This is a genomic window from Paenibacillus sp. FSL L8-0644 (assembly GCF_038008165.1).
In the GTDB taxonomy this organism is placed as follows: Bacteria; Bacillota; Bacilli; order Paenibacillales; family Paenibacillaceae; genus Paenibacillus; species Paenibacillus polymyxa_D.
This window is the reverse complement of record NZ_JBBOYN010000001.1, coordinates 1,357,251-1,383,152: the sequence shown is the minus strand read 5'-3', so window position 1 is coordinate 1,383,152 and position 25,902 is coordinate 1,357,251. Positions and strand designations below refer to the sequence as shown.

Sequence of the window (25,902 nt, the reverse complement as noted above, 5' to 3'; positions counted from 1 at the left end):
ATCTGATAAAATGTGGTCGTAAGCGGTTTCTCTAATTCATTCATTTTATGGGAGGTTGAAGGAACAACATGAACTCATGGAAAAAACTCTCGTCGATCCTGACGACTGTCGCGCTTTTACTTGGGTGTCTCGGTACAGCAGCAGCAGACCCAGCAACCCATGTGGGAACAACGGGAACGGCAACGACTCCAGTCAGCGGTAAACACATCACCATCCTACATACGAACGATACCCATGCCCACGTGGTGGCGAATGACAAGGAAATGGGATTCGCCAAGCTGGCGGGCATCATTGATCAGTACCGGGCTTCTAATCCCAATACACTGCTGCTAGATGACGGGGATACCGTTCACGGAACGACTTTCGCTACTTTGGTTAACGGTGAGAGTATCGTGAAAGTGATTAACAAGCTGCGCTATGATGCTATGGTTCCGGGTAACCACGAGTTTAATTATGGTTGGAAGCATCTTGTCGAGCTAAGTAAGGAAATTCAGTTCCCTGTGCTCAGCGCCAATATTAAACAAACAGACGGAACACGTTTGTTCAAACCCTACGTTATTAAAGAAGTGGACGGCGTTAAAATCGGTATTATCGGTCTGACTACGCCAGAAACAGCATATAAGACGAATCCCAAAAATGTGGAGGGTATTCAATTCACCGATCCTGCGGCTGAGGCCAAAGCGGCTGTTGATGAAATCCGCAGCAAAGTAGATGTCGTTGTTGTTCTTGGTCACCTGGGGCAGGATGCGTCTAGTAAGGACACCAGCCTCAAAGTTGTTAAGGAAGTGCCTGGCATTGATATTTTCATCGATGGACACAGCCATACTGTACTGGAAAAAGGCTTGGTTAGTGACAATGGTACATTGATCGCTAGCGCAGGTGAATACACCAAGTATCTGGGTGTTGTGGACTTATGGGTCGACGGCGGTAAGGTTACGCAAAAGCAAGCCAAGCTGATTGATTCGACTCAAGCAGTGGACGTTCAGCCCAACGCTGAAATTGCTGCATTGATCGCCTCCATTCAGAAGGACCAGGAACCTATTCTTAAAGAGGTTGTAACGCAAACGAGTGTGGATCTGGAAGGAGCACGCGAAAAGGTACGTGCAAGTGAAACCAATCTCGGTGACCTGCTCACCGATGCTATGCGTGACGTTTCGGGAGCAGATGTGGCTTTAACGAACGGTGGCGGCATCCGGGCTTCCATCAAGACGGGAACGGTAACCAAGGGAGACGTCATCACTGTGCTGCCCTTCGGCAACCAGATCGTTACCTTGAAGGTGAAAGGCTCTGACATTCAGGCCGCACTGGAAAATGGTACAGCCTCCTATCCAGAGCCAAGCGGAGGTTTCCCGCAGGTATCAGGTATCTCGTTCAAAATAGACACATCAGCAGCCAAAGGCAGCCGTGTTCATTCCATTCTGATCGGCGGAAAGACACTTGATCCTGAGGCAACATATACACTGGCCACCAATGATTTTACTGCCGTAGGTGGTGACCAATATACGATGTTCGCTAAATATCCACAGGCAGGTATGTTCGGCTCGCTTGATGAGGCGTTAATCCGCTACATGCAAAAGGTGGGCTCCGCTAGCCTGCAAGTACAAGCAGACGGTCGCATTCAAGAAGCCAAGGCTGACGGTAAAATGTCTGTCCCTGCCACACAAGCTGCGCCATCTGCTTCAACCGCAACACCCGCACCTGTGCAGGAAAAGCCGCAATCCGTCTCTACACCGGCTGCGAAACCAGCGCCCGCAAAACCTGCACCGGCAAAGTCTCAACCAGCCAAGCCACAGCAGACATCCGATTCTGCACAAGTTACAAATAGCCATGTATATGTTGTGAAATCCGGGGATACGCTGTATGACATTTCCCGCAAACATGGTACCACCTGGCAACAGCTTCAACAGTTGAATAAGTTGAAGAATCCTCACCGTATTTATCCCGGACAAAAGTTAGATCTCCCGGCCTAATTCGATAGCTAGCAAAGGCAGCATCCTAGTGGTTCCGAATGCTGCCGTAGGTCAGGCGTTTATAGATATGCGATAGTCCAAGCTCATTTGGACATCGCATATTTTTTTTAAAAGCAAACCTTTTAACCGCTGACAAGTTGTGAACCGAGAGGTATGATGGAGAAGAGTCACTCGGGCAAGAACATTCGTCCCGATCCCCATCGGGATCAGTTATATGTGTGGAAGGAGTCCAGAAATGCAATACATTATTTACGATCTTGAATTTACCGTTAGTCGTAACGCCAGATATTCCTCCGAAATCATTGATATCGGTGCCGTCAAAGTTGTTCAGGGAAACGATGGCCTATACGTTGCGGATACGTTTCACAGTTTTGTAAGACCTTCGAATCGACCTGTACTCTCGACAGATACCGTTCAGTTCACGGGTATTACTCAACGAGACATTGATGCCGCTCCACTATTTCCTGAAGCTGTGAAGCAATTCATAGCCTGGCTCGGTACGGATTCCCCCTATTATTTATGCGCATGGGGCCCGGATGACCGTCAGAAGCTGGTATCCCATTGTCGTACCCATCATGTAGATCTCGGATGGATTCATAATACAAATGATATACAGAAGCAGATTTCCCGTCTGTTTGGTTCCAATGGAAAGTACCGTCAGTTGAGCCTGTCTCAGGCGCTAGAATTGTGCAACATTGACTTTGACGGTCAACAACACCGGGCACTGGATGATGCCGTGAACACCGCTCAGGTTTTCATGTACCATTTTGATCGTATTACATTAGTTCATAATGCTGCTGACGATGAGGAAAGCCGTGGATCGAAGCTCGTCTACTCCTCACCAGAAGAAGAGCAGGAACAGTACAGTCCTTTTGGCAATCTCGCCAACCTGTTTAAGGACCGTTAAGCGGATAGCTCCCCGGCCCGTTCCGGGGGATCTCCCCCTGTTATTCTTAATTTCCTGCCTTTTTATCGAAATAGAATGCCCCCCAGGTTCGCAGCATTTCTTGCATTCGTTTGCGATACCGTAAAGGCTCTAGGATCTCGGCCTCAGCTCCATAGGAAGTGAGCCAATCCAGAAATTCACGGTCATGATTGACCGTCACCTCAAACAACAAACTTCCATCCGGCAAATCCTTAAGAAAAGGCTTGATGAACAGTTCCTCTTCTTTGACCCGATATACAGACTCGGCAGAAAAACGTACCACAAACCGGATATTCTGATTTCCTTTGGTCACCGACCAGGTCCCTTTAAAAAACATTTCCATTTCAGTTGTATTTTTTTGAAACGTATACGGCAAAATTCTCATGTTCCGAAATCGGCTGATCCGAAAGGTTCTCATCGCGGATTGCTTGTGACAAAAACCAAGCATATAGAATCGCCGATCCTGCGGAACCAAACAATAAGGATCCACCTGAACGAGTGAAACATCTTCATTTTGAGGCGAACTGTATTCCGCTTCAATGGTCTGCTGCGTAAGACTCGCTAAAACAATCAGCCTGAGCAGATAGGGCTGGTTTTCCCGATCAAGTGTCGAGCCGAGCCGGACAATATTTTTCATTTCCTGCGCGAAGCTCGTCTGGTCCATCTTTTTTTTCTGACTAGAGGCCATCACTTTCTCATAAGCACTTTCAAAAGCTGGCGGTAAAAGAGGCTTTACCGTTTCCATAATCTCTCCCAGCTTAGTAAAAGCCTCTGCCTCTTCTTCCGTCCAATTCAGAGGATACAAAGCGAAATTGCTAATAAAAATGTACCCCTTGCCATGCCCCATATTCGCAATCGGTATATGCATAGCGCTTAGCGCCTCCATATCTCGGTATATGGTACGTTCTGATGTTTCACAACGTTCGGCAAGCTCTCTTGCCAATATCCCTGGATTTGCCTGAACAATAGTAATAATCCGCATTAAACGTATCAACCGATCAGTCAAGGAAGTCTCTCCTTTACAAAAAGATAGTAAATTAGACTCACTATATTACACAAATAAACTAGCATAATTGCCTATCTCAAAGTATCATTTTCAGTAAAATGAACATCTTCTAGCGATATTGCCTTATTGAAAAAGACTTTAGAACTATACGCTGTAAATGATACAAAAGTACCACTCCATTTATTACGTATAGCCAGAAGCAACTCGGCTTCCTGCAGGTAGTCCATATCATCGCTTCTTGCTGCACGTATAAGTAATTCATCTGCTTGTCTGGTAAGGATGAACGCCCCTTGCTCATATTCCCCTTTCTCGTACATACGCAATGCCTTTTTTACAATAGGGGACGTCTCATTCAGCTTTATGTATTTTTCCACCTTCGGGTTGGATGGAATGCTCAGCAGACCAAGATGATGCGTAAAATGGATGTAGAGCTGGTCTGTCCGGATCATCGTTCGCTTTTCCTGCGATGGCTTGCGCCAGCTCCACTCCATCATTCCAATCGTATGTCTTCCGGACGAGTGAGCCGGTATAGAAAACGTCAAAATAGCCTGTCTATATTTTCCCCGCCGTACATCACCACAGTGAACAAACATGCTATCTCCGTTTTCCGAGCGTTTAAAACCGAGCCTTACCCCTTCAGCTTTTAATAGACTTACCCCGTTTTCTGGAATGAATTGGAGTTGAAGGTCACATCCCGCTGCTTTCGGTATTAGATTTCCTTTTCTTTTACGTTTAGCTCCATAGCCCCATTCTATCAGTAGATTTACTTGTTTGGACCCATTCGCAGATATAGACTCTTTGTCCCATGTGTACGTTACATTGAGCATTGACTTCACCACTGGTAAATTCCCCCTAAAAGAACATGTAACTCTAAATTAACAGTGTTATCTGACACTATATTGTCAGGGAACGTATGTTTGATTGTGAAAATTATACATGGGAATCTTTATGAAGGGGGACCTAGTTTGGTAAATAACATTTTAAACCATTTGAATTACATGAACGCGCAAAAATAGCCCGGCGTATGCCGGGCTATTTTATAGTCTACTTCTATACTTAAACTTATGAGATTGTAGTTTCTGTTAAAGAAACATTCGTTTTTGTGCAAATATCAGATATAGGGGCAAAAGTAGTACTATCTACGACGAGATCCTTTGATAACGGCTTTCCATTTACAGTGATTTTTAAAGTTTTATAGTTTTGTTCTTTCTCATTCATCTTGCAAAATCTCCTTCTATATTAATTTTTAATATATTTCAGTTCATATATTCATATTTAAGACCTGATCAGGTGCGGATCGTTCTTTACTCGTATGCTAGAAAAAATGCCGGAATGTTGCCGCTTCCTTGATATACCCGTTTTAAGGTACACTTAAACTCATATATCGACTTTTTTTGAGATCATTTTCTCCGTATTTATCGTCCGTTTCTTCAAAAATCTGCATCCGTATCGTTATATTATACGTAACCATGTCATATGGGTAATGATCTATATCATCTAACATCTTGGTTTATCAAAAGGGGGAACATCTCTTGGCACGACCAACTTATCGCTTTGCTTTGTATCGCCGCATTGTCTGCGCTGCTATAGCACTTTTGTTTATTTTGGGGATAACTCGTGTACCCGAAGTACATGCTGCTTATTGGGATGATGTATATCAGGGCTTCGAGCAATTTTCGCGGTTACCTGGTGATGTATATCAGCTCAAGGAAAGCTATCGACAAACACAGGAGGATCTGGAAAAGGCCCGTAACAGCTTAGAAGCCTATCAAGAGCAAAACGCCCAATTGCTGGAGCAAAACCGCAAGCTGACTGACACAGTCACAGAATTAAAAAATCTTCAAACCCAGCGCGATCAGGCTTCACATCGAAATAAAATGCTCATCATCACAGCTATAATTCTGATGGCCGGTTATTTTATCGGTATCCGACTGTTGCGTTACGGGATGCGTCGACGTTCGGGAAGATACTAACTGTCTGAAAGGATGAAAGGTCTGAATGGACATACAAGCAGGACAACACCATGATGAAAGCGTCGGTTCGGTCGTAACGCTCGATCTGGCGGAAGGAGAAAAGCTGCACGTTCTGCATCCGCAGCAAATCATCGCATACCGCGGCCCCAGCTCAGGCCGCAGTGATAAACTGATGAATATTAAGGGCATGTATCGCAAACACAAACTGATTCAGGCCGATTTCACAGGAGCTTGTCGCCTAATTGCCGCACTTCCACCTGGCTTTAGTCTAAAAATGATTAAGCTTGAAGGAAGCGATGATCTGTTATACGATTTTCGCAACCTGTTCTGGTACAGCTCCGGTATTCAAATGCGTACTAAGCTGCTAAGCATGAAAAACATGTTGTTTAGCCGTGATGTTATAAAAATGAAATTTGATGGTGTGGGTCAAATCGGTCTTTTGACGCAGGGATTGGTGTGTCAGGAACAGCTTCATCCGACAGAACCGATATATGTGGATGCGAGCAGCGTCATTGCCTATCCCGAAAACGCCCATCTGGAGTTGACCGTGTACGGCAACCATCTGGCCAGCCAGCATATGAACTATCATTTTAAAATGACCGGACAGGGTACCGTACTATTCCATGCCGGGGAGCATCATCGGCGGCTCCAACAGGATATGAACGACGATGGCGTGATCAAGCGATTTTTAAGGGAAGTCATTCCATTTGGTGGAGTGTTTATCAAATAGCCCTGCCATGCTATAATGACAATGCTAAAGCCGTCTGTCCTCGTGGCAGATACTAATGAAGAAAATCCATGCGTCATGCATGGGAGAGGTTCGCGAACTCCCTCTATAAAAAACTAACGATGCTTTGTCCTCCGCAAGAAAAATGATTTGTCGGGGCAAGGCCTGTTTTTTGTTGAAGTCGGTTCAAGAACTCTCCTTCTTCCAAGTGACAAGACTTGTGTCTTGCACCATTCCAAGAAGATCGAGAGGTTTTTTTATGTTTGCAAACGAAAAAGCAGTCGTCGTATTCAGCGGCGGCCAAGACAGCACAACCTGTTTATTTTGGGCAAAAGAACATTTTGCTGAAGTAGAAACCGTGACATTCGATTACGGTCAACGCCACAAGCAGGAAATCGAAGTAGCCGCTGGAATCGCCCGCGAACTGGGTGTTCCGCAAACGGTACTGGATATGAGCCTGCTTAATCAACTAGCCCCTAATGCCCTCACACGCACAGACATTGACATTACTCAACAGGAAGGCGAACTGCCTAGCACCTTTGTAGACGGTCGCAACCTACTGTTCCTGAGCTTCGCGGGAGTTCTCGCCAAGCAAAAAGGAGCGCGCCACATCATTACAGGCGTATGTGAGACGGATTTCAGCGGCTATCCCGATTGCCGGGACTCCTTTATCAAATCGCTGAACGTCACACTGAATCTTTCGATGGACTATCCCTTTGTGATTCATACCCCGCTCATGTGGTTGAACAAGGCCGAAACTTGGCACATGGCCGATGAGCTGAAAGCTTTTGAATTTGTAAGAACACGTACACTAACGTGCTATAACGGCGTCATTGGCGATGGCTGTGGCGAATGCCCTGCTTGCAAACTTCGCCGTGCTGGACTGGAGCAATATCTCGCGGTGCGCGGAGCTTCATCCCAAGGAGTTGAAGGTCATGCGTGAGCCAGGTACCTTTCGCATTGTCGATAAGCTCCAAGAGTTCGGGACAGACATTGAGCGCTCTCAGCTGCGTTATCACCGCAAACGTGTACTCGTCAGCAAACAATTTACATTCGATGCAGCACATCATTTGCACTGCTACGAAGGCAAATGCAAAAATCTGCACGGACATACCTATATCGTCGTATTTGGCATAAGCGGCATACCGGGCGAAACGGGTCTAACGCTAGATTTTGGTGACATCAAAACGATCTGGAAAGAGCGGATTGAGCCTTTTCTGGACCACCGTTACTTGAATGAGACGCTTCCTCCAATGAATACAACGGCGGAAAATATGGTCGTCTGGATCTTTGAACAAATGGAGTCAGCCTTGACCTCGGAGGCATATTGCAACCGTGTCGAAGGTGGACGTACCGAGTTTGTACGGTTGTTCGAGACAGCTACCAGCTACGCCGAGTTCCGACGGGAGTGGATGCTCGATGAGTAATACCGTGACTACTCACCAACCCATGACAGCCTCCCACGGCACCCAAATAGCCCCTATTCCCGTACTGGAGGTGTTTGGTCCCACTGTTCAGGGCGAAGGTATGGTCATTGGTCGTAAAACGATGTTTGTTCGTACCGCAGGCTGCGATTACCATTGCTCGTGGTGCGACTCCGCCTTTACCTGGGACGGCAGCGCCAAGGATCAGATCCGTCGTCTGAGTGCCACGGACATTTGGCAGGAGCTGAAGGCCATCGGCGGCGAACGCTTTTCGCATGTGACCCTTTCTGGAGGCAATCCTGCCCTGCTACCGCAGCTTGGGGAGCTAATCACCCTGCTGCGCAGTCAAGGCATTGCCACCGCTGTCGAAACACAAGGCTCCCGTTGGCAGGAATGGCTGTACGATATCGATGAGGTAACCCTATCCCCGAAATCGCCCAGCTCTGGTATGACGACCAACTGGGACGTGCTGGATGATATTATCGACCGTCTGTCGAACCGGAAAATGGCTTATGAGTCCCGAGCGACGTCCCACGTCGCAATCGCAACAGACTTGAAGGAACCCGCTAATGAATCTGCGCGGCTCTATACCGGAGCTTGCAGCTTGAAGGTCGTCATCTTCGATGACACCGATCTTGCCTATGCCCGCACTGTTCACGAGCGCTATCCACACGTACCGCTGTTCCTTCAGACGGGTAATCCAGATGTAAACACGGAGAATACCGGACAGATAGCGGAGTCTCTACTCCATCGTTATGAATGGCTTATCGACCGTGTCATGGACGATTCCCTACTAAACGATGTAAGAGTACTCCCGCAGCTCCACACCCTCGTATGGGGCAACAAACGCGGCGTATAACACTTATATGTAATATATTCCGTATGCGCTGTATGTGATACACAAAGGAGAGCATTACTCACTTCTATCCCAACCTACACGTAAACGAGTAGGACTTTATGGTGATGACGGCGGTCGGCAGCGAAGCGGAGACTCAAATCATTCGCGGAGCGACCTCCCACCACCATAACTCCCTCTCTCTTTTACCAAACCAACTTACTTTAAGGAGCCTTATCCATATGACCGGAAGAACACCCGAAGAAATGACCGATGTTACCCTGCTTGGCAATCAAGGCACACAATACACTTTTGCCTATGATCCCGCCATTCTCGAAAGCTTTGATAATAAACATCCCTATCGGGATTATTTTGTAAAGTTCAATTGCCCGGAGTTCACCAGCCTGTGTCCGATTACAGGACAACCTGATTTTGCAACCATCTACATCAGCTACATTCCCGATATTAAAATGGTAGAAAGCAAATCCCTTAAGCTGTACCTGTTCAGCTTCCGTAACCACGGCGATTTCCATGAAGACTGCGTCAACATCATCATGAATGACTTAATTAAGCTGATGGACCCTCGATACATTGAAGTATGGGGCAAATTCACGCCACGCGGCGGTATCTCTATCGACCCGTACACCAACTACGGCAAGCCAGGAACAAAGTATGAACAGATAGCGGAGCACCGCATGATGAATCATGATATGTACCCAGAAAAGGTTGATAACCGTTAAGCTAATAACTCTTCTGACATAGCGTAAATATCAAGGGGTTGTCCTAAAGTCATCAAATGACTCAGGGACAACCCCTTCGTTTTACTGAAAGGAGACTGTGCACGCTTGTGGCATTACACATCCAGATCAAATCTTGATTTTTTATATTCATACGGTGTTTTACCCATAACTTCTCTAAAAGCTTTTCTGAAAGATTTCTCGTTTGGAAACCCGACCTCGTAAGAAATTTCTGTAAGTGACTTATTAGTTGAATCCAGTAAATCGATCGCCTTCTCCAAACAAAGAATTTGCTTGTATTCGGTAAACGTCTGGCCTGTATATTTATGAAACATTCGCGACAAATAAGCCTCCGAATAACCGCAGATACGGGCCGTTTTGGCCAAGCTAATATTTTCAGTATAATGCTCTTTAATAAAGTCCATGATTGTCTTTATCTTTTGTTGCTTTTCACTGAATACTTCCGGTGGAATGTCTGTCGTCTGACTAAAATGATTGACAAGCAAATATTTCAGTTCAATAATTCGGCTTTGCTCTAAAATGTAGTCGTATTTGCTTTTGGAAATATGTAGATCATATATATCCATAAACAATCCTCTTAATTTAGAGATTATAGGTTCTTCAACTTGTTTCTCTTGCGTGTTTAAATGGATGATTACTTGTTCATTGGCAAAGAAAGTGTCTGGAAATTGCAGCACTATAACCTGGTTCTCCGTAATGCTCTGCGTGGAATGCGGAACATTGCTGTTAATGAATAGCGCATCCTTTTCCATCAAAATAGTTATTTTTCCTTCATGCCACACCTTTAGACTTCCACTTGTACAGTAGATCAACTCCATATTGCTGTGAAAATGCATAGGAATGACTCTTTCTGTATCTCTGGATTGGAACATAAAAAGGTTAATCATTTTTTTTCTGTCTATTTCGATATGTTCATATATTTTTTTCATTACGACACCTCATCAGCCAGCCATGAGTGATCCATCTGTATTCTTTATTAAGGCATAAACTCTTATACTAATACTCATACTATACCGATAGTAAAATGCTCGGACAAGCAGAATCTATTCAACGGACCAAAAATAAAAAAGAAGGCAGTTCTTCCCGCAAACGGGATAATGAACAGCCTTCCTTAACCTGCTTGCAACTCGGCAAGCAAAAAAATGTTACCCTACACATTCCTGCAACTGATACATTCTAACTTCTCCTACATTGTCTCCTGCCTCAAGTAATACATTGCTTTGGTCTGCATCTTCTATGAAATAACGCAGGGAAAACACTTCTTCACCCTCATTCACAAAGATCTCCAGGCTTGAGCTTTCAATGAATATTTGCATTTCTGCAAGCTTATTATTTAATGTTGCTCTTCTGTACTCTCTCTCGCCAGTCAACCAGTTTGTTCTCCAAACGGTCAGACTGTTTTGTTCCTGATCATAGTCAATTTGCACAGCATCCCTTATGATCATTTTAAAATTTTCTGTCAGTAAGGAAAAATCAACAATTAGCTCCGCTTGTGTAGAAGGCAGCACCCACTCACTACTACTTTGAATTTCCCCTTTGTAATGCATGCCATCCAGTCTTAACAATTGTAATTCCGGCAATGGTTTCTGGTACAACACACCGTTCATCAGCACAACTTCTCTAGGAAGTGTTAATGCATGAATCCAGCCCTCCTGAATGGTCGGGACAGCCCTCTCCGCTTCCTCATTCATGGCGCTCATCCATCCGAACATAATGGTTCTGTCATTAACTTTGAATGATTGTGGAGCGTAAAAATCAAATCCTCGATCAAGCTCTTTAAAATCGGAAAGGTCCCCGTTGAATTTGCCTGTATTCGATAATTTGCCAACCATATATCCCGATTGATTAGGATTTTTATAATATTCGCCTCTCTCCGGTAAACCCTGAGGAGAGAAAACAAAAACATCATTTTCGGCAAAATGAAGTACGTCCGGACATTCCCACATATATCCAAATTGGTGGTCATGATCAACAAATGATCCTTGGCATTCCCAATCGGACAAATTTTTAGATTTGTAGATAAGTGTATCTCCAGTCAAATCTTCTCTTTGGGCGCCAATAATCAACCACCAGTTCCCGTGTTGGTCTCTCCATACTTTCGGATCTCGAACATGCCTAGTGTAACCTTGGGGATGCTCAAACAAAGGGCCGATTTTTTGAAAATACTCTCCATCCTCCGAAATCGCGGCGCATTGATAGCTTTCTTTTACTCCATCATCTCGGATTACATTTCCTGTGTAAAACAGATACAGCTTTTCATTATGAACAATGCCCCCGCCCGAATAAATGCCATCCTTGTCATACCATTCCGAAGGCTCCAGCGCGACACTTTTCCTTTGCCAGTGCACCAGATCGCTGGAAACAACATGGCCCCAGCATTTATTTTTATGCTCAGTTCCTTTTGGATTCCACTGATAAAACACATGATATTGATGATTGAAATAAGCAAGTCCATTAGGATCATTGAGCAAACCGTAAGGAGGGGTAATATGATATTTCAGGTTATACGCGTCGCTTTTATTCATGCTCATCCTCCGGTAAAAAAACAAAACTAAAACTCAGCAAAATTTCCTGCGAGCTTGACCCGATATAAACATCAAATTCACCGGGTTCACTTTTGTATTGCATTTCACGATCATAAAATTTAAGCATCTCTTCATGAATTGAAAATTCAACATTTTGGGTCTCGCCACTTTGCAAAAAAACTTTTTTAAAGTCTTTTAATTCTTTCACTGGCCTTGCAATACTTGCAAATTTATCGCGAATGTATAATTGGATCGTTTCCTTTCCATCATAAATTCCAGTGTTGGTAACAGAAATACGGATATCAACTGACTCATTTTTCTTCATTTCTTTTTGGCTAATTGTTAATAGGCTGTATTCAAATGAGGTATAGGATTTGCCATAGCCAAATGGATACAAGGGTTCATTCACTTCATCTATATATCGGGATGCAAACCGATAAGAGCCATTTTCCTTTAAATTCGGTCTGCCTGTATTCAACTCATTGTAGGACATCGGAATTTGTCCCACGCTCCGTGGAAAGGTCATGGCTAATTTCCCCGATGGATTGACTTCCCCATACAGTATATTGGCCAGTGCTTCTCCGCCCATCGTTCCTGGATACCAGGCTTGAACAATAGCGTCCACTTTTCCGGCTACTTCGGTAAGAATCAAAGGTCTTCCGCTATAAACGATCAGAACCGTCTTTTTGCCCAGTAAACTTAATTCATGGAGTAGTTTCATTTGCGGCTTAGGAAGCGTCGGGTTCGTTCGTGATCCCCCTTCTCCGCTCTGATAAATACTTTCTCCCAAGGCGAGGACAATGACATCCGCTTCGTTAGCATTTCGGATTGCTTCGCGCAGCAGGGCCTCCTCATCGACTGTTTCAGCAGCCAGCTTGTCCGCATATTTGCCAAGGGCTTCTCTTGCATTAGCAGGAAGCATGTGCGCCCCTTTGCAAACCGAGAGATTGTCGGGATCAACATGCTTTAATAATCCCATTTTCAAATTGACGGTATCCGCCTCATCCCCCTTAATGGCCCACATACCCAGGGTGGAGTTTTCATCTGCGTAAGGACCGATTAAAGCTACTTTGGTATGTTTAGACAATGGCAGCAGTTGATTCTCATTTTTCAGCAAGACGACGGATTCTTCAGCCAAGGACAGCGCGGCTTTTTTATGTTCATCTGACAGAATGCTGTTTCTCGACCGCTGAACGGTTTCCTGTAATCCGCGGAACGGGTCCTCAAACAGCCCCAAATCATTTTTCAGCTTTAGAATACGGTATACCGCTTCATTCAACAGCCCCAGCATATGCTCGTTATCAGATACTACTTTCTCCAATTGATTGGCGTATACTGCTGTCTTCATATCCACATCAACACCAGCCAACAATGCCAGCCTTGCGGCGGAAGCCTCATCTTCGGCATAACCGTGCATGATCAGTTCTTCTATAGCGGCGTAATCCGAGATCAACACACCATTAAAATTCATCTCTCGTCTTAGCACGTCGCGGTTAAGCCACTCGTTTCCTGTTGCAGGAACGCCATTCAGGGTATTAAAGGCCGTCATAACAAGCTTTGCCCCCGCCTCGATTGCAGCTTGATATCCTGGCAAATAATATTCTCGCAGCGTGTGCTCCGACATATCCACGGCGTTATACTCACGTCCAGCGACAGGTGCCCCATAAGCGGCAAAATGTTTGACGCAAGCGGCAATTTTATTCGTTGGTATGATTCCTTCCAAGTTTCTCCCCTGGATCCCCTGAACCATGCTTTCAGCATATTTTTTCGCTAGCAAAGTATCCTCTCCAGGCGATTCCATCACCCGCCCCCAACGAGGATCTCTAACGATATCTACCATGGGGGAAAAGGTCACGTGCACACCTTCGTCATAACATTCCTGGGCAGCAATCGAACCTGCATGTTCTATACTCTCATAATTCCAACTACATGCTTGTGCAATCGGAATCGGGAAGATGGTTCGATACCCATAGATAATATCTGCCATGAACAGCAGCGGAATTTTATGAATCGATTTTTCCAAATAATCCGTTTGCAGTTGGATAATTTTTTCTGGATTAGTGATGTTCAATATGGAGCCCGTGTTATATATATTGTAGCCGGCGTTTAACCCTAATTTTTTTAAAGGACCCGTCACAACAGTGTCTATATCCCCTTCAAAAAAATCACCGGTCAGTTGGATGAGCTGGCCTATTTTCTCTTCTATTGAAAGGCTGTCCAATTTTTTAAGCAGTGTGTTGTTGTCCATGATTCTCCCCACATCATTTTATTTGTGATCTATTTTTTCTTTAAATCCAAAGATCCACGTTAGTGCAAATGCCACAGCAAAGCCGATTACACAAACTAAGATATATATGAATATCTGATTGTTCAGGTACAATAACATTCCCGGTAGGGCTGTGATTGACATGCCCGTTGCTTGAACATTAAATATACGTGCGAAGAAACCGCCAACCGCTCCGCCAATCAAGCCCATCAAGAACGGTTTGCCATATCGAATGTTCACCCCAAAGATAGCGGGTTCTGTAATACCCAATAACGCAGACAAGGTAGAAGGATACGCAATGGATTTGGTTTTTACATTTTTAGATTTTAGACCAACAGCCAATGCAGCACCCGCTTGTGCGCAAATCGACGCTGAACTGATCGGGTTCACCATATTCCAACCATTGCCTACTAACATCTGTATTTCAATCAGGTTTAAGGCATGGTGCAGTCCGGTAACTACAATAATCTGATTGATGCCACCGTAAATAAATCCGCCGATGCCGTATGGTAATTTTAAAATGGCGGTAACACCCATTAATATTAAAGTTTCCACCTCGTGAAAAATGGGACCGATCACGAACAATCCCAGTACCAGTGTGATTAATAATGTCAAAAATGGTGTTAGAATTAAGTCCAATGCATCCGGGACTGATTTCCTGATTTTTTTCTCTAGCATCGCCCCCACGACACCTATTATGAAGGCAGGCAAAACCGAGCCCTGATAGCCTGCAATTTTAATGAATCCGAAAAATACTAGTGGTTCCTGAACTTTTTGAGCGACATCCCAAGATGTAGGCAACGAAGGACTTACTAACATTAATCCAATCAATATCCCCAATAGTGGTGATCCACCAAACACCCGGAAGGCCGACCAACATACCAACACGGGTAAAAATGCAAAAGCCGTATCGGTCAATATTTGCGTAAACAATATGAAATTCGCAGAAATATGATCAGGTGTAAGTCCAAATAACTGGAGCAGTGCAGGCTGAGTTACTAAGCCTCTAACTCCCATGAATAATCCTGTAGCTACCAATGCAGGCATAATCGGAACAAATACATCCCCAAAAACACGGATCATTCTTTTGAACCGATTATCACCTTGAGTGGAGGCCATCTCTTTCAAATCAGCCTTTGATGTAGCAGATATGCTTTGGCCAACCATGGCATCGTATACTTTATTTACAGTACCGGTTCCAAAAATAATTTGATATTGCCCAGAGGTAAAGAAAACGCCCTTGGCCTTATCAATATTCTCAATAAATTCATCATCAATAATTTCTCTATCTTTTACAATCAGCCTCAGCCGTGTGGCACAATGTGCCATGGAAATAATATTGTCTTCTCCGCCAAGCCCTTTAATGACATCTTGGGCTATTTTAACGTATTCTTTTTCAAGACTCATCAGTCTCTTCCTTTCCTCTGTTCCTCTTAGTTAGTCTGAATCATTAAAACGTTGATCAAATATGCTTCTTAAGAATATCATGACTGCGCTTTCAAACAGCGGGATTATTTTACTACATTAAGGTCAAATTTTGACCTTTTTATATCCTTGATTATAAATGCATACTAGCAACTGGTGCCTGATGAAACAATAAAGTGCACCCCTAGAATACACAATGGAATAACCTTCTGGTTTATTCCCATGTATTTTAAAGGTGCACTTCAATTGTTGTATAGAGAGTTACTTACGTTTTACTTAGTGACTTTCAACTGAGCACTGTCAGCTGTATAGATAACCTTCACTTTATAATTGCTTGGTAAACCTACCGTTTCAATGGAAGAAAATGCTCCATTTCGTTTAGCATAAGTTAAGATCGTAGCACCATTAGCCGGCACATATTTGTTAGAAAAGTTCAGGCGTAATTTTCCGTTGAGTATGGCTGTTCCCTTTATTTTGAGCACATCATTTTTAGTGCGTAGGTTAAGCTCAAGTGTTCCCTTGGCAGATTGTCTGTAATTTCCGCCAATAATCAGCTTCCCAGAAGCATTTTTAAGAAGAGTTCCCCCGTAATTCGTAATTCCGCCACTTCCGAAAGCCGTGTCCGAAGTTCCCTCCAAAGTACCTTGGTCGATCTGTGTACCGCCGGAATACGTATTGTTGCCCATTAGTTTCAACGTACCTGTTCCCTTTTTAGTCAGCTTTCCAACACCAGATATATTATTGCGCCAGCGATCCAATGCATTGAAACCACCTTTGGAAGCGTCCATATTCACCGTCACATTATTGGCGAAAGCACCGTAGCCATCCGCAGCGGAAAACAAGTTCAATCGTCCCCATCCCTCAGCATCATCAAGTACAGGATATCCGGAAGGAATTCCCGTGGTAGCCAAAACCCAACGACGTTGTGTGCTATCCAGGTAAGGCAAGCGTGTCTCCAATAGTACCTCAGCTCCCTTAGGCACTATCATAGGCGTCGCGGTTGGATTAACCTGACTGAATCCGTATGTTAATCGTTGATTATAATTTTTTTTGTTTGTGGCATAATTGCTGAACCGATCTGGAGCTGTACCTTTTTGAGACAGCAGTTGTTTGCGAGCATCCTGATAAGCGGCTTTCTTCAAACTGCTATTGGCTGGATCAGACAGGATAGCAGCAGCCATCGCTGTTGCCATGACACGCCCTCCCATAACATCAAGCGGGGAATGCATACCGGCAACAACACGGTTATTGCCCAGCTCCGAAGCTCGCGTCAGCAGTTCTTGATAACGCTCCGGCACGGCGTAGGCCATAGCAATAGAACTGAGATACGCAGCATTGGTATGACCGCTAGGAAAGCCGCCATCGCTAGTAGCATCAGCTTTGAGAGCGGGAATAAGGCTCGGAACAACTACAGAGTTATCGCTCCAGCGAAACGGGCGAGGATAGCTAAAATAAGACTTAGCCGGGTTCGTCGTAGAGTATTCTCCACGCAAGGTATTTACCAGATTTACGATGTTGCCGAGATTGGAGCTTGTACTCCCAGCATTCGTTCCCTCATCTTCGTATTTCTTAGTCAGGGCATCTGCCGGAATGTCGTTGATTGTTGTCGTGGCACCTGCATTCTTACGATATACATCAGTGAGCGAACCCAGCCCGTCGATCACACTGTAGCTCTGGTTTCTGCGATCATCCAAATAAGCCGCATCGGCCTCACTGGAAGTGCGACGGGCAGCGATATCAATCACTTTTTGAATATTGGCGTCCAGCACGCTGCTGTTTAGCTTGGTACCTGTATCCCAGGTAGCGCCGGGAGTCCAAAGCTTATTAAATTCGGAGAGCAACCCGAGAGTCGGATTAGAGCTTTCCGTCTTATTTGCAGAACTATTATTTTTATAATGATCTACGAAATATCCCCACGACGGTTCTGTTGGAGTTACCGCTGTTGGTAGGGTTGCTGCACTCGCATAACTTCCACCCAGGGAACCTAGAAGTAAGGGTAAAGATAGTAATGCAACTGATAATGGTTTCCTTAGCGATTTCATTCTTAAATCAGATCCTCTCTTCTCTTGTGCTCTTCATACTTTCTCTACGGAGCCATTATCTATATAACAAGATGTATGACATAAAGAATCATATCTTAAGTTTGTTAAATCAAGAGCTTAGTTTTGTTAAATGAAAAAAAGGCATCCCAAGATTCGTATATACGAATCTGGAGATACCTCTTTCAAACCGTTATAGAAAATCAGCTACCCTACAGCCATACTTCTATGACTTTGCCATTTACGAAAGCTACTGCCTTGAAATAAAGACTACGATTGCCGTATACCCAGGCTTCGACTTGAGTTCCGTTTGAAGCAGCCCCCTTTTCTCTGACTGTTGGGCTTCCCCATGCGAACTGCACCTGCGTCGTATTCATGCCCAAGCTTACCTCGTTATTTTTAATCTTGTTCCAGATGGCTTGCGACCATTGGTATTTCTTGTACGGATCGTAAGTTAGAAATTGATCGGAATCAGACAGCATTTGTGGAATGCGTGAAGCTCCGATAATGGAAAACGTGTCATAAGTTTCGCCATTAGCCCCCTGGAAAATAACTTCGTAAGATTTAACACCGTTCGGGTCTGTGCTGACTTCGATGTCTTTAACTGTTACCTTGCCAAATCGCTCTCCAGCGTTATAGAAGTTATTGACCCAATAGGTTTTGCCAATTAATTTGGACAGACTACCCAGATCAATGGCTTTGATAATTTTAGCCGTTTCCGGCGTCTCAATGACCAGCTTGGTAGCGCCCACAGATAATTCGCCTTGCTGACGGTCACGATTCCATTTGAATCCGCCCAACTTCAGATCGGTCAGTAATGTTCCCGGGAATACAACCTGTCCGTTAACCGTTTGAACCTTGCCCTTCAGTGCAACAGGTTTACCATTCACTATCGCGGTGGAACTCCCTTTTTGGAGTACGATATTGTTTTTACCCAGCTTGATCGTAAATGCCTGGTTTGCCACGGTAACAGATCCACCCAGCGTCTTGAACACAGACTGCACAGGCAAATACACACTGCCGTTTAGTATAGCCGCCCCGGTCAAGGTTTGGTCAGACGATACCTTTAGTGTAAAAGAAGAGGGTATACCTTCGTTCCGCAGAGATACGGCTGTGCTGCCAATGCCCCTTACTTTGAGTGTACCGGAACCATTCTGCTGTAGCTCGGCAACCTGTGGTTTCTCCACTTCAATCTCACTAGCTTCGGGATGACGTGTTAGTCGATAACCGTTCGAATACGTCTCTTGTACATTTAATTGAATCGTATCGCCGATGGCAGCCTCTTTGGAGGTCGTCAACAAGGACATACCCGTTAATGTAGGCAAACTTAGCGCAGTCGTGGTTCCGTCCTTATAGCCGACCCAAGAGCCATCCTTTAATTGTGCAAAAAGTTCGTCAGGCGAATCAACCAACCTTGCAACATTAGATAACCCGCTAAGTTGCACCGCAGGATATTTTTTCAGCCGATCATAGCTCCATACCGTCCCGTCGCGATGTACAGTAATCAAGACATGTGTACCTTTTTTCCACAATATCGAAGTAATATCACTTCCCACTTCACGTGGCGGTTCATTGGTCAGCATATCCAGCATCGTGACATGACCATCTTCCTTAAGTATTGCAGCATACGCCGTACTCATTTTGATATCAAGCGCACCATCTACATGACCTATCTTGCGGGGCTTAGATTCTGCGTACCCTGTGGAATACCATACATCACCGGATCGAGTAAGAACCGTAAAGTAGGTACTTACCTTATCACCGTCTATAGCATCCGATATTCCCTCGACCTGTTCTCTTCCCCAGGAGATCGTCCCATCGGTTTTAATAGCCAGACCCTCTCCGGTAATCTCCTTTACTCCTGAAGATTGGGCCGTCACTTTTGGGTCGGAGTTATCATCCCAGATGGCTACCTTCCCGTCCTCAGTCCAGCCATAATAACCTTGACTCTTGTCTTTGCTGCCTGTAATGCCCTTCAAATTCAATTTCTCAATAGCCGGGCCATCTATACTCTTTCTCCATAAAGAACCATCATCCAGTATGTAGTTATTCCGGTCGATCACGTCTATAATTTTAGCATTTTTCCAAGTGTTGTTCGTCGTTACATTTGCCGCTACTGCTGTTTCTCCAGTGTTTAACGTAGTTCCCACCACCGCTCCACATACCACGGATACTGCCAGCAAAATCATCCCTGCTTTTCTCATCGTGATTCCCCTTTTCTATCTCTATTTCCATATCAGTAACTTGCATAATTCCATTCCCAACGCTCAAAAATACAATATATAAACGAACTAGATCGCTTCGATCTCTATATTACTGATTTGAAAGCCTTTTTGGGATTGATACAAAATACTCACATATATATCGGTTTTGAGGATGGTAAATGTTTGAATTTCGATATGCCATTTTAGAAATTCTAACTAAATGGAGCAATGAAGAGTATCCAGCAGGATGGGCAAGCAGTAATGAGTAAAGGTGGCCTTCATCCCACTTTCAGCCATTTGCTGCAAACGGATCGCTTCCTATATCTTAAAATATACATACATATTCGGAGGTTGCCATGACTAGTAAATCCGCTACAAAAAATGAAACGGGCCAATCGCTCCCCCTCCCAGGGCCGCAAGTGAAAGGCACCGTTTTTGCGATTCTGATTGCGATCAGTTTCGTCCATCTGTTCAATGACTCGATTCAATCGGTCATTCCAGCGATCTTTCCGATCTTAAAGGAATCTATGAGCCTGAACTACACGCAGATCGGCTGGATTTCATTCGCGATCAATTTTACAGCTTCAATCATGCAGCCTGTGATTGGCTTGTTTTCGGACAAACGGCCTACGCCCGCTATCCTTCCCATCGGCATGGGCTTTACGCTGACTGGCATGCTGTTGCTCGCCTATGCTGCCGATTATAAAGCGGTGCTGATCGCAGTCATCTTTGTGGGTCTGGGCTCGGCTGCCTTTCACCCTGAAGGCTCGCGCGTATCCCATATGGCGGCCGGGCCGCGTCGGGGATTGGCACAATCCATTTTTCAAGTTGGCGGTAATGCGGGCCAATCGCTGGCGCCGATGCTCACGAGCTGGATTTTTATCCCGTTGGGACAATTTGGTGCGATCTGGTTCACAGGTATTGCGGCAGCGGGAATTGTGGTGCAATCGTTCATCGCACGCTGGTACGGTAACGTCCTACGTACAGAAGGCATTGCACGCAAAAAAGCGGTGGCACGCCGCATGAAGCCCGAAGTGCGTAACCGCGTTATGTTTGCCATGATTGTCCTCATTCTACTGGTATTCGTCCGTTCGTGGTACTCGACCTCGGTCGGAAGCTACTATTCGTTTTACCTGATGGAAGTATTTAAAATGCCATTGGCTGATGCACAGCTTTACATTTTCCTGTTCCTCGGAGCTGGAGCGCTGGGCACCTTCTTTGGCGGTCCGCTCGCGGACCGTTTTGGTAAACGCAATATGATTTTTCTGTCCATGGTATTAGCTGCACCACTCGCGCTGGCACTACCTTATGCTAACCAATTCTGGACGGCAATCCTGCTGGCGATTATCGGATTTATTATGCTATCTAGCTTTTCGGTCACAGTCGTATATGCGCAGATGCTCGTGCCTGGTAAAATCGGGACCGTGTCCGGTCTCATTACAGGTCTGGCTTTTGGCCTTGGCGGTGTAGGCGCACTCGTACTCGGCAACTGGATCGACAAAGTAGGCATCACCCACATCATGTTCCTGTGCGGCTTTTTGCCACTGCTCGGCATCTTAACCTTCCTGCTTCCTACAGATAAAACTCTGAACCGCTGGGCGGAAGAAAATGGAGCCGAAGTGTAACAGACAAACGTGTGGCGGCCATCCTGGCCGCTGCACACCTTTATAGCCAACTCACGTGTTTCCTCACGAAAAAAATTCCCCCGTTTATACCTAAGTTGCAATCAGTTCTCTACTTCTGCCAAACGCATCAAAATCCGACGCTTCCGATACAGCATTTTCCCTGCTTCAGCTACATCACTAATAGCACTTCGATTCGCGATAGACCCGAACAATATGCCCGCAATCGGGACCATTTGAAGCAGCTTTTTCCATCCAAACTGATCACGATAGGTGTTAATGACCTCTCTCCATCCCTGCATCTGGGAAAAAACCTGTGCCTGACGTGAAGGATCATCGAACAAAGCCAGCTCCTCTAATACGGCCTTCTTCCCCACAATATCGGATGAAGCAAATTGCATACATTTAATAATAAAAATGCGTTCCTGCTTATCATGGGGATCAAAGCCATAGCACAAGGCTATTTCCTGAAGCACTTTGAGCGACAAGCCGAGCAAAAGAGGAATATCCGCCGCAATCGTAAACACACCGCCAATCCCCGTTGTTGCTCCCTGAGCGGTGGCAAAGGTAATGCGAGCCGATGTCATATCGTCGGCAGTCCGATTCATGATGGTTAGCGGGAGCTCAGCCGCCTGCTTCAACTCCCACATAGGTTCGACACTATGTTCTGAATCAACGTTTTCCCCGGCACGAGGCAGGTCCTGCGTATCCGAAGCGGAATCTGCACCATTTTGCTGAATGACATGTTCATAGGCCGTCTTTTTCAGCCTGTTCAGAACCGTTTCTTCCTTCACCAAATATTTGCCGCCGTTCTGAATGAAGCTGCCCAGCTCGTTAAGCAGTTGCTCCAGCTTGTCTTTAATGATTTTGGGCGTCAGCCGATCCAGCAACATAAAAGGCCATCTGCCGATTTTTTCCCAGAAAAAAATGTCCTTCTGTTCCTTCTCCCATTTTTCAATATTCTTCAACTCATGACGCAATACGTCCTGGCTTTCCCGATATTTTGTAAGCTGCTTCATAAGCGTAGACGTCTCCTTTTGACTATGCTAGTTTATGTATGGGTAATACGTAAGCAAGGCGAGTTCAGGTTTCTTTTTTTAGCAAACGAGATGATATAGTCAGTTAAAAATTCGTACAGATCGGAGTGTAATGATGAATAATGTAGATCTTGTCCCTTACCATTGTGGGCATGATGCCATTTTACATACCTTCTACTTACCTGAGGAGCAGAAGCAGTTTACTGGAATGCCGGATGAAATGCTCATACTGGCCAAGGAAGATCCGCACCGCCATCCTGTCGTGATTACGGCTACTAGAAGACCCGTTGGATTTTTCATTTTATACGATGGGGATGAATTAGCGGACTATACGAATACTTCTGAGGCACTGCTGCTACGCGCGTTCTCTATTCATTACGCAGATCAGGGGCAAGGATTCGCCAAAAAGGGGTTGCTTCTACTACCACAGTTCATCGCCAGACACTTCCCACATATTCGCGAGATTGTGCTGGGCGTCAATGCCCGTAATCTGTCTGCCCAAAGTCTGTATCGCAAATGCGGCTTTATAGATGAAGGTGACACTAAAATGGGACAACACGGCTTGCAGCATATTTTTAAAATGAGCCTATAAGAGGTTGTTCAAAAAGTCGTCTTTCCATAACGAAGCTATTCAAGAAGCGGATTCGACGTCGAATCTTGAATTCAGCCGGGCCTTCCGTTGCTCACGTAGATCTCTCTACGCTCCGCTACTCTGTCCCTAGCTTCATCCAACCTTCTCGGTCCTGAAAAGCCGACTTTTTGAACACACACTATAAGTTGACCTCGATAGCCCTCGCCCAAATAGAAAAGCTTTCGGCACAAACGCCGAAAGCTTTTATCGTTAAATCTCACCAATGGAAAAACTCAATTTGTAATTACCAAACTTCGTAAGCTCATCCAGCATGGTATTTAACTCTGTTTGTGAGGACATGCGCACCCGCATCCAATAACAGCCCTCCCCACTCACCCGGTGGATTTCAACAATATAGGGATGCTCCCGTGCAAAAGCTTGGAAAGCACTGTGAGTCGTTCCTGAATTCAAAAAAACCGTAATAAAGGCATGAATCGTCTGTCCAATTTTTTCAGGGTTCCAGCGCAGCGTATAGCCTTCGATAATGCCCGCATCCTGCATTCTTCGAACACGCGCCCCTACGGCTTGGCCTGTCAAATGAACAAGCTGGCCGATCTCCTTGTGCGATAAAGAGCTGTCTTCAATTAAATGATGAAGAATGCGCAGATCGGTGTCATCAGGTGCGAATAGTTCCATAGTTATTTTTCCTTTCATGATGAAACGATAATGCTGATTTTCCTTTCAGCAAACCGTAGCCTGTAGCTCCTTGCGTCAGATATGATTGTAACAGAAACAATGAACTACCGAAAATACACTTGGTCAAAAATAACATTCATCACAAAGGAGCTTTCATATATGAAAATCACACTAATCCGTAACGCAACCTTATGGCTGGAATACGCTGGAATAAAATTTCTGATCGATCCGATGTTGAGCGATGCTGGCGCAAATCCGCCGGTCCCCAATACGGAAAATGCCCGCCGTAATCCGCTGGTTCCCTTGCCGCCACAATGGCAGGCACTCGGACAGCCTGACGTTGTCATCGTCACACATTTACATCCCGATCATTGGGACCCGGCAGCAGTACGCTGGTTGGACAAACAAATTCCTGTCTTCTGCCAGCCCGGAAATGAAGAACAAATCACTGCTGATGGTTTTACACAGGTTACCCCGATTCCGTTGGCTGGTTCTGTGGGAGAAATTGAGATTATCCGTACAACCGGGCATCACGGCACCGGAGAAATCGGGGAGCAGATGGGACCCGTATCCGGCTTTGTTTTTCAGGCACCAGGTGAACCTGTCGTCTATTTGGCCGGGGATACGATCTGGTGCAGTGAAGTCGCGGAAACTCTGGATAAATACCGTCCTGACTGGACAATTGTGAACGCTGGAGGAGCACGGTTTACGGTAGGTGATCCCATTATTATGACTGCCCAAGATGTAACGGCGGTAGCACAACATGCCCCTTATACACAAATCGTGGCTGTCCACATGGAAGCAATCAATCATTGTCTACTAACTCGCTCAGAGCTTACGGAACATATCAACCGTGAAGGTTTAAAGGGGCGCGTCCATATTCCGGCAGATGGAGCGACGGTTTCGGAGTAAGGCAATCGTCCTGAGTCACCGTTTGCGCCTATTTTGAATATATTGGATTTCAAAACGTATAAAGAAGGGATTATCGATGAATTGGCAATATCCTAATTACGGTACAGAAACCCAATGTAAAGAAGTTCCGATTACTTTTCCTCCCCAGCATCAATATAGACAGCCGGGGTTGGAATACCTAATGGTTCCACGCCCTATTTATGATAATCCAAAGTATATCGGCACTGGAAAGCTTCAGGATCGGGTGGCTATTATTAGCGGTGGGGACAGTGGTATTGGTCGCGCGGTTGCAGTGGCATTTGCCAAGGAAGGGGCCGATGTGGTCATTGCCTATCTCGATGAGCATCGAGATGCTATGGAAACCCGTGATGTCATTCACAGGCTTGGCCGACGTTGTTTGTTAATTCCGGGGGATCTAAGGCTAAAAAGCAACTGCTGTCTGGTTGTTCAACAAACGATGGAAACCTTTGGTCGTATTGACATCCTGATTAACAACCTAGGTATTCAGTTTGTGCGCGAATCGTATCTGGATATCAGTGAGCAGCAGCTTCGTGATACGTTTGATACGAATATTATTTCCTTCTTCCATATGACTACAGAAGCATTGCCGTATATGCGGGCTGGGGCCAGCATCGTCAATACGGCATCGGTGACAGCCTATGTGGGTCAAAAGAATATGATTGATTATTCAGCTACCAAAGGAGCTATCGTCAGCTTCACCCGCGCTTTGGCTAATAATCTGGTCGATCAGGGTATTCGCGTGAATGCGATTGCTCCCGGTCCGATCTGGACTCCGCTGAATCCGGCCACACAGTCGCCTGAAGTCATTCGCACCTTCGGCAGCAATACACCAATGAAGCGTGCCGGGCAGCCTTATGAATTGGCTCCTGCCTATGTGCTGCTGGCTTCGGATGACGGTTCCTACATTACAGGCCAAACGCTGCATATAAACGGCGGCCAAATGGTCACGACTTAGTTTCGTTGGCT

23 protein-coding genes and 1 riboswitch are annotated in these 25,902 nt (G+C 45.3%); of the genes, 12 read left to right on the top strand and 11 right to left on the bottom strand.

Annotated elements, in window-relative coordinates; genetic code table 11:
• The first annotated feature begins 68 nt into the window (after positions 1-68).
• Positions 69-1,970, top strand: coding sequence for a 5'-nucleotidase C-terminal domain-containing protein (locus NSS94_RS06190; protein WP_318626999.1), 1,902 nt, complete (start codon positions 69-71; stop codon positions 1,968-1,970).
• Positions 1,971-2,205: 235 nt separating this feature from the next.
• Entirely contained in the window at positions 2,206-2,877 is a 672-nt protein-coding gene (locus tag NSS94_RS06185; protein WP_318627000.1) for a 3'-5' exonuclease, read from the top strand.
• A 46-nt stretch (positions 2,878-2,923) separates the two neighbouring features.
• Here NSS94_RS06185 and NSS94_RS06180 read toward each other — a convergent pair whose 3' ends face one another.
• From NSS94_RS06180 to NSS94_RS06170, 3 genes are all read right to left on the bottom strand, one after another.
• Entirely contained in the window at positions 2,924-3,901 is a 978-nt protein-coding gene (locus tag NSS94_RS06180; RefSeq protein WP_341038963.1) for a helix-turn-helix transcriptional regulator, read from the bottom strand.
• 71 nt (positions 3,902-3,972) lie between these two features.
• On the bottom strand, positions 3,973-4,740 hold the full coding sequence (locus tag NSS94_RS06175) for a hypothetical protein (RefSeq protein WP_029516151.1): 768 nt from the start codon (positions 4,738-4,740) through the stop codon (positions 3,973-3,975).
• 223 nt (positions 4,741-4,963) lie between these two features.
• Complete coding sequence (locus tag NSS94_RS06170; RefSeq protein ID WP_165144572.1) at positions 4,964-5,119, bottom strand: hypothetical protein; 156 nt, start codon at positions 5,117-5,119, stop codon at positions 4,964-4,966.
• A 314-nt stretch (positions 5,120-5,433) separates the two neighbouring features.
• Between NSS94_RS06170 and NSS94_RS06165 the strand changes: the two genes are divergently transcribed.
• The 6 genes from NSS94_RS06165 to queF all read left to right on the top strand — a co-directional run bounded on the left by NSS94_RS06165 (position 5,434) and on the right by queF (position 9,600).
• Positions 5,434-5,874: a hypothetical protein gene (locus NSS94_RS06165; RefSeq protein ID WP_341038961.1), complete on the top strand. Its 441-nt coding sequence runs from the start codon at positions 5,434-5,436 to the stop codon at positions 5,872-5,874.
• A 25-nt stretch (positions 5,875-5,899) separates the two neighbouring features.
• Entirely contained in the window at positions 5,900-6,604 is a 705-nt protein-coding gene (locus NSS94_RS06160) for an AIM24 family protein (RefSeq protein ID WP_069011542.1), read from the top strand.
• Between the two features lie 79 nt (positions 6,605-6,683).
• Positions 6,684-6,727, top strand: a riboswitch (PreQ1 riboswitch).
• A gap of 133 nt (positions 6,728-6,860) precedes the next feature.
• The gene (gene queC / locus NSS94_RS06155; RefSeq protein ID WP_165144569.1) at positions 6,861-7,544 is read left to right on the top strand and encodes a 7-cyano-7-deazaguanine synthase QueC; all 684 of its coding nucleotides are present in this window, start codon (positions 6,861-6,863) and stop codon (positions 7,542-7,544) included.
• The gene (gene queD / locus NSS94_RS06150) at positions 7,537-8,028 is read left to right on the top strand and encodes a 6-carboxytetrahydropterin synthase QueD (RefSeq protein ID WP_341038959.1); all 492 of its coding nucleotides are present in this window, start codon (positions 7,537-7,539) and stop codon (positions 8,026-8,028) included. Before queC ends, queD begins: the two co-directional genes overlap by 8 nt.
• Entirely contained in the window at positions 8,021-8,884 is an 864-nt protein-coding gene (gene queE, locus NSS94_RS06145; protein WP_341038957.1) for a 7-carboxy-7-deazaguanine synthase QueE, read from the top strand. The genes queD and queE overlap by 8 nt, the downstream gene beginning before the upstream one ends.
• 218 nt (positions 8,885-9,102) lie before the next feature.
• On the top strand, positions 9,103-9,600 hold the full coding sequence (queF, locus tag NSS94_RS06140) for a preQ(1) synthase (protein ID WP_029516147.1): 498 nt from the start codon (positions 9,103-9,105) through the stop codon (positions 9,598-9,600).
• 113 nt (positions 9,601-9,713) lie between these two features.
• Here the strand turns inward: queF and NSS94_RS06135 are convergent, their stop codons facing one another.
• The 6 genes from NSS94_RS06135 to NSS94_RS06110 form a co-directional block, all read right to left on the bottom strand.
• Entirely contained in the window at positions 9,714-10,547 is an 834-nt protein-coding gene (locus NSS94_RS06135) for an AraC family transcriptional regulator (RefSeq protein ID WP_029516146.1), read from the bottom strand.
• 216 nt (positions 10,548-10,763) lie between these two features.
• Positions 10,764-12,143, bottom strand: coding sequence for a glycoside hydrolase family 32 protein (locus tag NSS94_RS06130; RefSeq protein ID WP_341038954.1), 1,380 nt, complete (start codon positions 12,141-12,143; stop codon positions 10,764-10,766).
• The gene (bglX, locus tag NSS94_RS06125) at positions 12,136-14,391 is read right to left on the bottom strand and encodes a beta-glucosidase BglX (RefSeq protein WP_341038952.1); all 2,256 of its coding nucleotides are present in this window, start codon (positions 14,389-14,391) and stop codon (positions 12,136-12,138) included. The genes NSS94_RS06130 and bglX overlap by 8 nt, the downstream gene beginning before the upstream one ends.
• Before the next feature lie 18 nt (positions 14,392-14,409).
• Complete coding sequence (locus NSS94_RS06120; protein WP_069011536.1) at positions 14,410-15,816, bottom strand: sucrose-specific PTS transporter subunit IIBC; 1,407 nt, start codon at positions 15,814-15,816, stop codon at positions 14,410-14,412.
• A 290-nt stretch (positions 15,817-16,106) separates the two neighbouring features.
• Positions 16,107-17,876: an acid phosphatase gene (locus NSS94_RS06115; protein ID WP_341038950.1), complete on the bottom strand. Its 1,770-nt coding sequence runs from the start codon at positions 17,874-17,876 to the stop codon at positions 16,107-16,109.
• Positions 17,877-18,085: 209 nt separating this feature from the next.
• Positions 18,086-20,077, bottom strand: a complete 1,992-nt coding sequence (locus NSS94_RS06110) for a copper amine oxidase N-terminal domain-containing protein (protein ID WP_341038948.1) — start codon at positions 20,075-20,077, stop codon at positions 18,086-18,088.
• A gap of 356 nt (positions 20,078-20,433) precedes the next feature.
• Here NSS94_RS06110 and NSS94_RS06105 point away from each other — a divergent pair, with 356 nt between their 5' ends.
• Positions 20,434-21,702 (top strand): MFS transporter, encoded by a 1,269-nt coding sequence (locus NSS94_RS06105; RefSeq protein ID WP_029516140.1) that lies wholly within the window; start codon positions 20,434-20,436, stop codon positions 21,700-21,702.
• Positions 21,703-21,803: 101 nt separating this feature from the next.
• On the opposite strand, the gene NSS94_RS06100 is transcribed toward NSS94_RS06105, so the two are convergent.
• Positions 21,804-22,718 carry an EcsC family protein gene (locus NSS94_RS06100; protein WP_341038947.1) on the bottom strand — a complete coding sequence of 305 codons (915 nt, stop codon included), beginning with the start codon at positions 22,716-22,718 and terminating at the stop codon, positions 21,804-21,806.
• A gap of 133 nt (positions 22,719-22,851) precedes the next feature.
• On the opposite strand from NSS94_RS06100, the gene NSS94_RS06095 reads away from it, so the two are divergent.
• Positions 22,852-23,328 (top strand): GNAT family N-acetyltransferase, encoded by a 477-nt coding sequence (locus NSS94_RS06095; protein ID WP_341038945.1) that lies wholly within the window; start codon positions 22,852-22,854, stop codon positions 23,326-23,328.
• A gap of 249 nt (positions 23,329-23,577) precedes the next feature.
• Here the strand turns inward: NSS94_RS06095 and NSS94_RS06090 are convergent, their stop codons facing one another.
• Positions 23,578-24,003 (bottom strand): Lrp/AsnC family transcriptional regulator, encoded by a 426-nt coding sequence (locus NSS94_RS06090; RefSeq protein WP_165144551.1) that lies wholly within the window; start codon positions 24,001-24,003, stop codon positions 23,578-23,580.
• 159 nt (positions 24,004-24,162) lie between these two features.
• Here NSS94_RS06090 and NSS94_RS06085 point away from each other — a divergent pair, with 159 nt between their 5' ends.
• A complete protein-coding gene (locus tag NSS94_RS06085; RefSeq protein ID WP_165144548.1) occupies positions 24,163-24,915 on the top strand; it encodes an MBL fold metallo-hydrolase in 753 nt (250 codons plus the stop codon).
• Between the two features lie 76 nt (positions 24,916-24,991).
• Positions 24,992-25,891 (top strand): SDR family oxidoreductase, encoded by a 900-nt coding sequence (locus NSS94_RS06080; protein WP_069011529.1) that lies wholly within the window; start codon positions 24,992-24,994, stop codon positions 25,889-25,891.
• Positions 25,892-25,902 lie beyond the last annotated feature (11 nt).